The sequence below is a fragment of the Mesorhizobium sp. genome, assembly GCF_004962925.1.
Classification (GTDB): Bacteria; Pseudomonadota; Alphaproteobacteria; order Rhizobiales; family Rhizobiaceae; genus Mesorhizobium.
Genome location: NZ_SUEO01000135.1, coordinates 6926 through 18248, shown reverse-complemented (window position 1 = coordinate 18248; position 11323 = coordinate 6926). Strand labels below are relative to the sequence as shown.

8 protein-coding genes and 2 pseudogenes are annotated in these 11323 nt (G+C 63.1%); 3 read left to right on the top strand and 7 right to left on the bottom strand.

What is annotated here, in order from left to right; all coding sequences use genetic code 11:
- Positions 1 to 558 (bottom strand): annotated as a pseudogene (locus tag E5W87_RS23430) (transcriptional regulator); the annotation flags it as partial.
- Positions 559 to 783: 225 nt separating this feature from the next.
- Here E5W87_RS23430 and E5W87_RS23425 point away from each other — a divergent pair.
- Positions 784 to 1872, top strand: coding sequence for a PLP-dependent cysteine synthase family protein (locus E5W87_RS23425; protein ID WP_292402899.1), 1089 nt, complete (start codon positions 784 to 786; stop codon positions 1870 to 1872).
- Between the two features lie 22 nt (positions 1873 to 1894).
- Complete coding sequence (locus E5W87_RS23420) at positions 1895 to 3430, top strand: aspartate aminotransferase family protein (RefSeq protein ID WP_292402896.1); 1536 nt, start codon at positions 1895 to 1897, stop codon at positions 3428 to 3430.
- Between the two features lie 107 nt (positions 3431 to 3537).
- On the opposite strand, the gene E5W87_RS23415 is transcribed toward E5W87_RS23420, so the two are convergent.
- The 5 genes and pseudogenes from E5W87_RS23415 to E5W87_RS23395 all read right to left on the bottom strand — a co-directional run bounded on the left by E5W87_RS23415 (position 3538) and on the right by E5W87_RS23395 (position 9874).
- A complete protein-coding gene (locus tag E5W87_RS23415; protein WP_292402893.1) occupies positions 3538 to 5181 on the bottom strand; it encodes an ABC transporter substrate-binding protein in 1644 nt (547 codons plus the stop codon).
- Positions 5182 to 5340: 159 nt separating this feature from the next.
- On the bottom strand, positions 5341 to 6318 hold the full coding sequence (locus E5W87_RS23410) for an alpha/beta hydrolase (RefSeq protein ID WP_292402890.1): 978 nt from the start codon (positions 6316 to 6318) through the stop codon (positions 5341 to 5343).
- A 27-nt stretch (positions 6319 to 6345) separates the two neighbouring features.
- Positions 6346 to 7021 (bottom strand): annotated as a pseudogene (locus E5W87_RS23405) (isochorismatase family protein).
- A 268-nt stretch (positions 7022 to 7289) separates the two neighbouring features.
- Complete coding sequence (locus E5W87_RS23400) at positions 7290 to 8594, bottom strand: Xaa-Pro peptidase family protein (RefSeq protein WP_292402886.1); 1305 nt, start codon at positions 8592 to 8594, stop codon at positions 7290 to 7292.
- A 302-nt stretch (positions 8595 to 8896) separates the two neighbouring features.
- Entirely contained in the window at positions 8897 to 9874 is a 978-nt protein-coding gene (locus tag E5W87_RS23395; protein WP_292402883.1) for a GlxA family transcriptional regulator, read from the bottom strand.
- A 133-nt stretch (positions 9875 to 10007) separates the two neighbouring features.
- On the opposite strand from E5W87_RS23395, the gene E5W87_RS23390 reads away from it, so the two are divergent.
- Positions 10008 to 11033 carry a hypothetical protein gene (locus E5W87_RS23390; RefSeq protein WP_292402881.1) on the top strand — a complete coding sequence of 342 codons (1026 nt, stop codon included), beginning with the start codon at positions 10008 to 10010 and terminating at the stop codon, positions 11031 to 11033.
- Between the two features lie 92 nt (positions 11034 to 11125).
- Here E5W87_RS23390 and E5W87_RS23385 read toward each other — a convergent pair.
- On the bottom strand, positions 11126 to 11323 hold a 198-nt coding region (locus E5W87_RS23385), incomplete at its 5' end, for a PLP-dependent transferase (protein WP_292402878.1).

Sequence of the window (11323 nt, the reverse complement as noted above, 5' to 3'; positions counted from 1 at the left end):
GCCGGAGCCCGTCGGAAGATTCTTGACGAGGTGTTCCAGGATAGCGGCATGGCATGAGCTGAAACGGCGGCGCTGCGCGGTCACCCAGCTCATAAAATGCGGGCTGCGGTCGATCTCCAGCCCTTCGAGGAAATCGCCAGAAAACAGTTCGGACAAGTCTTGCAGGCGCTGCAGATCGAGCGTCTCGATTCCTCCAGCGGCGGCGAAGGCAATATCGATTGCGTCGACGAGACTGCCACTGAGATCAAGCGCGACCGTATCGCCAGACGTCTCGATCCTGGCGGGGTCGTCGAGAATGCTCCTGAGCTTGCTGAGGCACCAGCGAAGCTCGCCCCTCGGATCGTTCGGCACGTCCCACAAGAGTTCGCACAGGCGGCTGCGCCCGACGGCATGCGGCGCAAGGGCCAGATAGGCGAAGAGAGCGCGCACCTTGCGCGATGCCGGCAGTTGCACGGCGGCACCGTCGCACGTGATCGTCAGCGGCCCGAACAGCCGCACGGACAGCCCGGCCGTTGCGCCGTCCAGGCTCGATCGAGCGGATTCCACGTGCGTTTCCACGCTTGCTCCCACGCTGGCCTATCGCCCTCTGCTTTATCACTGAGAGCGATAGAGTGCATCCGGCAACGAATTTCCGCGCCGGACGCCGGCATTGCCGCTTTCCGAGCGCATTACCGGCACAGGCACCTTACCGCGGTAAGGTCTCGAAACCTCGCCGCCCAAGCAGCCGGTTTGTAACCGGCTCGTGACGACAACTCGTGACAATAACAAAAGAGGAGAACAGACATGTTGTATCAGCAGAAAATCAGGAGCACGGCCGGCCGCGGCCGCCTGTTCGACAGCATTCTCGACACGGTCGGCGATACGCCGGTGATCAGGATCAACAATCTCGGCCCCGATGATGTGACGATCCATGTGAAGGCCGAGTTCTTCAATCCGGCGGCGTCGGTCAAGGACCGGCTGGCGCTCAATATCATCGAAGAAGGCGAGCGCAGCGGCGCCCTGAAGCCGGGCCAGACAGTCGTCGAGGCGACCAGCGGCAACACCGGCATCGGGCTGGCCATGGTCTGCGCGCAGAAGGGCTATCCGCTGGTGGTGACGATGGCCGACAGTTTCTCCATCGAGCGCCGCAAGCTGATGCGCATGCTGGGCGCCAAGGTGGTGCTGACGCCGCGCGCCCAGAAGGGTTTTGGCATGTACAACAAGGCGGTGGAATTGGCGCAAGCCAATGGCTGGTTCCTGGCCCGCCAGTTCGAGACCAAGGCCAATGCCGCCATTCACGAGGCGACGACGGCGCGCGAGATCATCAACGATTTCGCCGGATCGAGGCTCGATTGCTTCGTCACCGGCTACGGAACCGGCGGCACCGTCGTCGGTGTCGGGCGCGTGCTGCGCCGCGAGCGTCCGGAGATCAGAATCGTGCTGGCCGAGCCCGCCAACGCCCAGCTCATCGGCAGCGGCAAGGCACAGGAGCGCGGCGCCGACGGTGCGCCCGCCGCCAGCCATCCGGCTTTCGAGCCGCACCCGATCCAGGGCTGGACCCCGGATTTCATTCCAAACGTGCTGCAGGAGGCGGTCGACGCCAGCCTCTATGACGAGGTCGTGCCTGTTCCCGGGCCCGAGGGCGTCAAATGGGCCAAGGCGCTGGCGCAAAAGGAAGGGATTTTCACCGGCATCTCCGGCGGAGCCACTTTTGCCGTGGCACGCCAGATCGCAGAAAAAGCCGCACCCGGCTCGGTGATCCTGTGCATGCTTCCCGACACCGGCGAACGCTACATGACGACGCCGCTGTTCGACGGCATCGAAGCCGAGATGGACGCGGAGGAGACAGCCCTTTCGCGCTCGACGCCCGGCTGCCAGTTCCCGGCCGAATGAAGGCGTATCGGGAGCAACGCGGATGGACGCAATGCTGAAAGCCAGTACGACCGGTATCGTTGCCGAAGAAACGCTCGATCCGGTCGACTGGACCGAGGTTCAGGTGCTGTCGCACCGGATTGTCGACGAAGCCGTCGGCTATCTGCGCGATGTCCGGGAACGCCCGGTGTGGCAGGACATGCCGGCAGAGGTGAAAGCCTTCTTCGCGGCCCCGCTGCCGCGGTCACCTCAGCCGCTCGCCCAAGTCTGTGGCGAGGTCACAGAGAAGGTGATGGCCTATCCGATGGGCAACATCCATCCGCGCTTCTGGTCCTGGTATATGGGATCGAGCAATTTCACCGGGGCGCTCGGTGATTTCCTGGCGGCGATCCAAGGCTCGAACCTAGGCGGTGGTAACCATGCCGCCGCGCTCATGGACAGCCAGGTCGTCGACTGGTGCAAGCAGATGATGGGCTTTCCCCAATCGGCCAGCGGCACGCTGGTCAGCGGCGGCTCGATGGCCAACATCATCGGCCTGACGGTGGCACGCAACACTAAGGCGGGCATCGACGTGCGCGAGCACGGCGTTGCCGCCATCGACAAGCCGCTGCGCTTCTATGGTTCGGACCAGCTGCACTCCTGCCACCGCAAAGCGATGGAGGCGCTCGGCCTCGGCAACCAGGCGCTGCGCCGCATCCCGACCGATGCCGGCCTGCGGATCGACATCAGCGCCTTGCGGGCAGCGATCGCCGAGGACCGCAAGGCAGGTTTTCGGCCGGCCTGCGTGATCGGCACGGCAGGCACGGTGAACACCGGAGCGATCGACGACCTGCAGGCACTGGCGGAACTGGCGGCGCAAGAAGACCTCTGGTTCCATGTCGACGGCTGCATCGGCGCCCTAATCGCCATTGCACCGGAAAATTCCCATCGCGTTGCCGGCATCGAGCACGCCCACTCCGTCGCGCTCGATCCGCACAAATGGCTGCACGCCCCGTTTGAGGTCGGCTGCGCCCTGATCAGGGACGCCGCATCGCATCGCAATACGTTTGCGGTCACGCCGGAATATCTGGAATCGACGCCGCGCGGCCTCGCATCCGGACACTGGCTGCATGATTACGGCTTGCAGACGTCACGCGGTTTCCGGGCGCTGAAGGTATGGATGGCGCTGAAGGAGCACGGCATCGAAAAATTCGGCCGCCTGATCGATCAGAACATCGCACAGGGACATTATCTCAGCACGCTGATCGAGGCCGAGCCGCTGCTGGAACTGGTCGCGCCGGCGAACATCAACATAGTCTGTTTTCGCTACCGTGGCGACGAGACGTCGGGAGAGCGGCAGAAGGCGCTCAACACCGAGATCATGCTGAGGCTGCAGGAAGAAGGCATCGCCGCTCTTTCGGACACGACGGTGCATGGCCAGCATTGTCTGCGGGTGGCGATCAACAATCACCGCACGCGGCGCGAGGATCTGGACCTGCTGGTGCGGGAGACCGTGCGGATCGGGCAGGAGATTTCGAGAGCTGGCGTGGCTCTCCCTTCTCCCCTTGTGGGAGAAGGTGGACGCGAAGCGGCCGGATGAGGGGTGTTCCAGCTTGGCACCGATCACTTCGTCCAACACCCCTCAACCGTCTTGGCGCTGCGCGCCAATCCACCTTCTCCCACAAGGGGAGAAGGCAAGACCCGCGATCACGCCTCGAGCCAGACCTTCTCGAAATGCTGCTCGAGCGACTGGTGCTGCTCGCAGCCATGCACGCCCTTGCGATAGGTCCGGTAGACCGAGCGCCAATAGGGCTGGATGATGATGCCGGAGTCGCGCAGATTCTGTTCGATCTTGGCCATGATCTCCTTGCGGGCGCCAGCGACGGGTGTGGCCAGCGCCTTGTCGAGCAAGGCGTCGAACTCCGCATTGGCATAGGCGCTCTCGTTCCAGGCGGCGCCGGACTTGTAGGCCAGGGCCAGCACCTGGACGCCCAGCGGCCGGCCGAGCCACTCGGTGCAGGAGAAGGGATATTTGCTCCAGTCGTTCCAGAACGTCGCCGCCGGCAGCACGGTGCGCTTGACCTTCAGCCCGGCGTCGCGCATCTGCGCGGCGATGGCGTCGCCGGTGTTCTTCTGCCAGTCGACATCGACGGAGATGAGGTCGTATTCGTGGTCGGACTTGCCGGCCTCGGCAAGCAGCGCCTTGGCTTGATCGACGTCGCGGACGGCCGGGCCGATATCAGCGTATTCGGCGTGCATCGGGCCGACATGGTGGTTCTCGGCCGGCTTGCCGCGGTCGTCCATGCCGATCTTCAGGATCGTGCCGTTGTCGACGGCGAGCTGGGCTGCGCGCCGCACCCTGATGTCGTCATAGGGCGGATTGCCGACGTTGAAGCGCGCGACAATGGTCGAGCCGGTGGCAAGCTCGGAATTGCTCAGATCCATGGCGTCCGTTTGCGAAACCGTATCAGCGGCGGTTTCGTGGTTGGTGTCGATCTCGCCCGATTCGAAAGCCGAGAACATGGCGTTGGGATCCGAGCCGTAGTCGACCCATTGGATACCGTCGAGATAGAAGTCGCCTTTCCACCAAGGCTTGTCCTTGCGGCGGACCTCGGCGCCGACCTCGGCGTCCCATTGCACCAGTTCGCAAGGTCCAGTGGTGATCGCCAGCGCCTTCAGCGGATCACCGTCACCATCGTAGCTGCGGTGCATGATCAGCGCCGGATAATCGGTCATGCCGGCAATCAGCGAAATGTCTGGCTTCGGCAAATTGAGCCGGACGGTAAAGTCGTCGACACGCTCGATGCCGCCGTCGACCGGTTTCTTGGTGGCGGCGTCGACCAGCGCGCCCATGCGCTCGGCGACCGAATTGCCGGCGACGCCGGCATCGCACCAGCGCGTCAGATTGTGGACGACGTCGTCGGCGTTGAAGGTGTCGCCGTTCGACCAGGTGATGCCCTTGCGGACGTGCAGCGTCAGCACGCGAGCGTCGTCGCTCGTCTCCCAGCTCTTCAGCAGCCACGGCTCGAAGGTGAAATCACGGTTCCAGCGCACCAGATATTCGTTGCACTGACGGGCGACATTGGACATTTCGACACCGTCGAAAGTGCGCGGATCCTTCCAGCCCTTGACGTTCATGGCGACGCGCAAGACGCCGCCGCGTCTCGGCTCCTCGGCCGCCCTGGCCGGGGAGGGCGCAAGGCCGCCCAGCGCCAGCGCGCCGGCGGCGCTCACGCCAAACGCTGCCATGGTGGCGAGATATTCGCGCCGGTTCATGCCGCCTTTCTTGAAACCGTCGGCGACGGGTTCAGCCTGCGGATGCAACGCTCTGTCGGTCAGCATGAACTTCATCGTGAATCCTCCCTGTCGGCGCCCGTCCGATCGCTTCACCGGGGCGGATGCGGTCGCCGGGCGTCGTTGGCCGTGGTCGATGATAGTGCCGGCTTCAGCGAAGAAATGTTCGCGTTTCCGCAGTTGTTGTGCGCTGTTCCGCAGAGGTGGAAGGTTCCCCTACAACCAGTCGCCCTTGCCGAGCGTAGCGATGGCGGCGACGATGCGGGTGAACGCTTCGCCGGCCCGCGGCACGGTCTTGCGGGCGCGTAGAAAGCTATGCACGAGGCGCGGCTCTTCATACCACCAGGCGCGGCCGCCGGCGGCGAGGATGCGGTCGCGATAGCCCTCGCCGTCCGATGACAGCGGATCGCATTGCGCGGTGACGACGACTGTCGGCGGCAAGCCGGAGAAGTCGCTGTCGCGCAGCGGCGAGAAGGTCGGGTCGTCCGGTGACTGTGCCTTGCCGGAACGGACCTGGCGGTAGAATTCCATATCGCTGAGGGTGAGCAGCGGCGCTTCGGCGTGCTCGACATAGGAGCCGGCGCTCTCATCACCGCCCAGCTCCGGATAGATCAGCACCTGGCCGATTGCGTGGCGAGGATGGCGGCGCGCCGCATGCGCGACTGCGGCGGCAAGATTGCCGCCGGCGCTTTCGCCGCACAGCACGATCGGCAGGCCCCCTGTGTCAGCCGCCCATTCGAACACCGCCAGCGCATCGTCGAAGGCGGCAGGATGCAGATGTTCGGGCGCCAGCCGGTAGTCGGCGGACAGCACGGCAAAGCCGGTGCCGGCGCAGATCTCGGCGCAGATGTCGTCATGGCTGTCGAGCCCGCCAAGCACGAAGCCGCCGCCGTGATAATAGACGACCATCGCTTGCGGCGCCTTGCCCGCCAGCTGGTAGCGCCGGATCGGGATCGCATGATCGCCGGCGGCAACCGCGCCGTCGCTGGCTTCGACGCCTGCGGGAGTGCCCGCGTGGAACGCCCGGCACATCGCGTCATAGACCGCCCGCTGCTTGTCGACCGGCAGGTCCATTTCGGGCGGATACCATGCGTTGACCCGGTCGATATAGGCCCACAGCGCCGGATCGAGCAGCGGCGCGTATTTTTGCCGTTTTGCTGTCTCGGGCTTTTCGGCGTCGCTGACCTTTGCCATCCGGTCCCACCAAATCCGCTGGAAGCGTCAGAGCTCGTCGTAGAGCCGGGCCGCGTTTTCGTAGGTGAAGCGCAAAGGCACCGAGCCTACCACCTGCCATGCATCGACCGTCTCGCCTGCCATCAATCGGCAGGCGCCGTCGGTGGTGGTGACGGCGCCGCCATAGAGCCGGTTGGCAAGGTTGAGGATGGCGGTCTGGTGCATCGCCGTGCTGCCGCTGCCGCAGGCATCCTTGACCAGCAGCACGCGAAAGCCTGAGGACACCGCATCCCTGACGGTGGCGTCGATGCAGGCCTCGGTCCACACACCGGCAACGACCAGCCACTCGATTCCTTCGGCCTTGAGCCGGCCGGCGGCAGGGCCCGCACCGAAGGCGCTGGCCTCAGTCTTGACCAGCATCATCTCGCCGGCGATCGGCGCCACTTCCGGACAGATCGCCGTCAGCGGATCGTCCTTGTCGGAAAAGGCCGACCTGCCATTCGCATCGACCGGATGGAACCGCCGCGCCTCCCTGGTGAGATCGACGATATAGGCCGAATGGTAGAGCAACACATCGTTGGCCCGCGCCGTTGCCTGCAGGCGCTGGACGTTGGCGAGAATGCCGCCAAAACCCTCGACTAGATAGCGCTTGTCCTGCCGATGCTCCTCCTGGAGGTCGACAAAGACCGCGGCCGCCGCGTTTGATGGAAATGGGAGTTTTCATGCGAATGCCTGAACTTCGTCATTCCAGGGCGAAGCAGCCGCGAAGCGGCGTCGCGAAGGTCCTTGAATCCATGCCGTTACCTCTAGCGAAGAATGCAGCGGAATAGAGTTCCGCACCGTCTCGAAGCCGAAATGTAGCGGCATGGATCCTAGGGTCTGCGCCGCGTCGCTGCGCTCCTTGCTCCGCCCTAGGATGACGAAAGCATGAGCGCTGCGGCTGGTCCCGAAGGTTTGCGATACCGCACCGCGACCAGTGGTTGATGCTGGGATCAAACTTGCTTCTCCAAAAAATCGTCCTCATAGGGAAAGCGCGACAGAAGCTCGGTGCCGGTTTCGGTGACCAGGATCTCGTCCTCGAGCTTGACACCCTCGCGTCCGCCTTTCTCGCCGATATAGCTCTCGACGCTGACCACCATGCCGGGCACGACAAAACCGTCGCGACCATAGGTCTCGTAGTCCATGGCGTGCGCGATGAACGGCGTCTCGCCATGCATGCCGACGCCGTGCATCACAGACGTATAGCGCTGGTCGACGAAGCGGTCCGGGATCTCCCAGGCCTTTTCGGCAATCTCGCGAAACGCCATGCCCGGCTTCACGATCGAGATGTTTTGCTGAACCTGGTCGTGGGCCATGCGGTAGAGCGACTTCTGATAATCCGTCGGCTTGCCCGGGCCGCAGCGGAAGGTGCGCGAGAAGTCCGAATAATAGCCGTAGCAGCCGATCGTATCGGTATCCAGCGCCAAAAGTTCGCCCGGCCTGATCTTGCGGCCGCTCGCTTCGTTGAACCATGGGTTGGTGCGCTGGCCCGAGGTCAGCAGTCGGGTTTCGATGAACTCGCCGCCCTGCCGGATCACCTCGTGATACATGATGGCGAACAGATCGTTTTCGGAAACGCCGGGCTTGATCGCCTCGCGCACCGCATAGACGGCGGCCTCGGCGCCGGCCATCGACACCTGCAGGCATTTTACTTCTTCGGGCGTCTTGACCGCCCGCACGGCGAGAATTTCACCTTGGCAATCCCGGACCTCGCAGCCGCGCTTTTCCAGCGCCAGCGCCTGCAGATGGCCGCAACGGTCGAGGCCGAGCTTCATCGAGCCGCCGCCATGCGCCTTGAGCAATTCGACGATCTCGTCGGCGAAGGGACCGACCGTTTCGTCGTCGCGGCCCGACACCGCGGACCAGACCAGCTTGGACGGACGCGCCTCGTCGATCGTATCGAGCACCATCGAGACATGGTAGCTCTGCGGATATTCGAACAGCACGATCGGCCCTTCGGTCGGGATGAAGAAATAGCGCGTCGAGTTGCGCAGGAAATAGCCGAACATGTTGCGCGAGCCGGTGGCGTATCGCTGGTTGTAGGGGTCGAACAAAACGACGCCGCCATAGCCGGCCTCGCGCATCCAGGCGCGCAGTTTCGCCAGCCGCCCCTTGCGCAGCGCGTCCGCATCGATGAAGGACGGTTCGGTGTCCGACAGCCACATGCCGCCGGCCGGATCGGCCGCCGCCGGGTGGCGCATGCGGTCCTTGAAATCCACGTCCTCGGTGCTGTCGGGATCAAAAACGACGATGCTCATGGGGTGCCTCCTGGAAGCCCAGAACATAGCTGTGCGCCGCGAAGAGGCTGTGCGGAATCCCGCAGGTGTTGTGCCGGATGCCGCTTGAAGTCGTTCCGTAGCACTCTACGGCGCCCCCCTCTGTCCTGCCGGACATCTCCCCCACAAGGAGGGGCGGCTTCGGCGTTCCGCTTATTCCTGTAACGTTGGCGATTGGCGAAATCAGCGGTGACAGCCGATCTCCCCCCAAGTGGGGGAGATGGCCGGCAGGCCAGAGGGGGGCGCTGTCCCGCCGTCGTTGCGCCGCGTCAGCGCGCAGACGCCTAATGCCTCCGCGCCACCTTCGGCGCGTGCCCATGCTCCTCCCTGAACGCCCGGGCAAAGCTCGACATCGAGGCGAAGCCGCAGGCGAGCGCCACGTCGCGGACCATCAGCGTCGAATGCGCCAGGAGGTCGGCGGCGCGCTTCAGCCGCAGGCGGCGATAATAGCCGTTGGGCGAGATGCTGAGCTCGGAGCGGAAGTTCCGCTCGAGCTTGTCGGAGGAGACGCCGAGTTTTTCCGCCAGCGCCGCCATCCCGAGTCGCTCTTCCACCGCATCCTCCATGATGGCGATCGCCGATAGAACCAGCTCGTTCTGGACGCCGGTGCGTAAGCGCAGCGGCATTAGCATGCGGTCGACGCTGGAGCGCAGCGGGCTGTGCACGAACCATTCGGCGACGCCGGCCGCCAGCTCGGCGCCATAGTCGCGGGTGATGATCTCCAGCATCATGTCGAGGCTGCCGACGCCGCCGGCCGAGGTGAAGCGCTTGCGGTCGATGACGTAGAGATCGCGTCTAAGCTCGATGTCCGGAAACGCCTCGGTGAAGGCGGCCTGGCTGGTCCAGTGCAAGGTGCAGGCATGGCCGTCGAGCAGGCCGGCCCGCGCCAGGAAGAAGGCGGCATCCGCCACCGCGCCGATATGGGCGCCGCCGCGCAAGCTCTTGCGGATCCAGCTCACGGCATCGTCGGCGACAAGATGATCGGCATTGCCACCCGAGCAGACGACGATGCGGTCGACCTTCGGCGCATCACCGGCGAAAAAGCCGGGCTGGATGACGACGCCATTCGAGGCCTCGACCGGACCTTCGGCAGCGCCGACGATGATCCAGCGGTAGCAGTCCCGCTTGGCCAGGACGTTGGCCGCACGCAGCGGCTCGATGACCGAACTGAACGCCATCATCGGAAAACCGGGGAAGACCAGCACCGCGAAGGTGAGCGGGGCGTCGGAGGGTTTCAGTGGATGGCGTGTGTTGGTGGTCATGGGGTGCTCATCGGCAATTTGATTAGCGCTGTGATTGTGCTTTCAGTAGAGGTTATCTCTGGCCTGATCCTAAACTGCGATTTCGCAGCATCAGCACTTTTCAGGCTACCAGACGCGCACAACATTCGAGACTATGAGCAAACCTCCAATAGACAAAGCCTTGAAACGCCCAATCGACTGGAAGCGTGAGTCTGCCTTTTCGATGACCATTGGTCACGACGGCGACGGAAAACTCACCGATATGGTCGTGACCACGGATTCGATGTTTCTTGTTAAGGAGCATTCCGTACATGCGATCAAACTTGCGGATCAACTTGATCCCGATCGCACGAACATTGACCTCCCCAACACCCAGCAATTGTTTGCTGATGCTGGTTCCGAGTCCGATATCGTGGCCCGGACTCTACTCTCGGCTAGCCGGCTTTTTTCAAAAACCCATTTTCCGGACGCCAAGATAAGGGACTTCGGCATCTCGATCTCTGCCGACATCATGACCCAACTCTTAGCGGCACAGAAAACCCTGTCCCAGCTCGAAACTGACGAGGCGAAGCAAATCGCAGTGGTGAACTCTTCCAAGGATACTACACGGTTGCCCGCGGTGACGGAGGTCGAAACTCGAGCGAACACTTTCATTCAAAAAGCAGAGCACACCCTCCAGGCGATTTATCGCCTTGCAGAGGTTTTTTACGGTCCGCAAATGAAAGCTGCGGGAAAATGGCCAGATAGCTTGACCGCAGTCCTAACAAAGGAATTTGGCGAGAACGACATCACAACTGTCTTTGCTAGGGAGTTGGCGAAGTTTGCCCATCACGTTCGCAACACGCGCCATTGTGTCGAACATCGCAAGGATGATCAGCGGGTTGTAGCAAGGGACTTTTACCTCAATTTAGATGGGACAGTTACGCGGCCGTCGATCACGGTGGTTCATCCCAAGACTCCGATAGATGAGACCTATCTGACCGCGTTCATGTCGGCATGGGTCGGCAGCTTGACGGATGCCACGGAAACTATGCTCCTGCACCTTGCAGGCAAAAACCACGCTCCGTTTGGAAATTGGCCAATCGGGGTTGGCATAGTTCCGGAAAGTCAGAGAGCCATCCAAAAGGTTCGCGTCGGTTACCTAATAAACGTTGGAGGCCAATGGAACCGCCTAGGCTAGTCCTGGGAAGGCTCTAAAAAACGATGCGAACCCCAACACCCTGGCTCTCCGCCTTATCCTCACAAGAGAAGCGATTGCCTTGGCATGGCCCTTCAACTCGCCAGCGCCTGATCCAAATCCGCAATCAGATCGTCGCCGTCCTCGATGCCGGCCGACAGCCGCACCAGCGAATCCGAAATTCCAATCTCGGCGCGTTTTAGCGCCGGGATCGACCCGTGCGTCATCAGCGCCGGGTGCTCGATCAGGCTTTCGACGCCGCCGAGGCTTTCGGCCAGCGTGAACAGTTGCGT

What these genes read in the sequence shown, in the direction of transcription:
- E5W87_RS23425 (WP_292402899.1), top strand. Translation starts at nt 784, where the DNA reads ATGTTGTATCAGCAGAAAATCAGGAGCACGGCCGGCCGCGGCCGCCTG.
- E5W87_RS23420 (WP_292402896.1), top strand. Translation starts at nt 1,895, where the DNA reads ATGGACGCAATGCTGAAAGCCAGTACGACCGGTATCGTTGCCGAAGAA.
- E5W87_RS23415 (WP_292402893.1), bottom strand. Translation starts at nt 5,181, where the DNA reads ATGAAGTTCATGCTGACCGACAGAGCGTTGCATCCGCAGGCTGAACCC.
- E5W87_RS23410 (WP_292402890.1), bottom strand. Translation starts at nt 6,318, where the DNA reads ATGGCAAAGGTCAGCGACGCCGAAAAGCCCGAGACAGCAAAACGGCAA.
- E5W87_RS23400 (WP_292402886.1), bottom strand. Translation starts at nt 8,594, where the DNA reads ATGAGCATCGTCGTTTTTGATCCCGACAGCACCGAGGACGTGGATTTC.
- E5W87_RS23395 (WP_292402883.1), bottom strand. Translation starts at nt 9,874, where the DNA reads ATGACCACCAACACACGCCATCCACTGAAACCCTCCGACGCCCCGCTC.
- E5W87_RS23390 (WP_292402881.1), top strand. Translation starts at nt 10,008, where the DNA reads ATGAGCAAACCTCCAATAGACAAAGCCTTGAAACGCCCAATCGACTGG.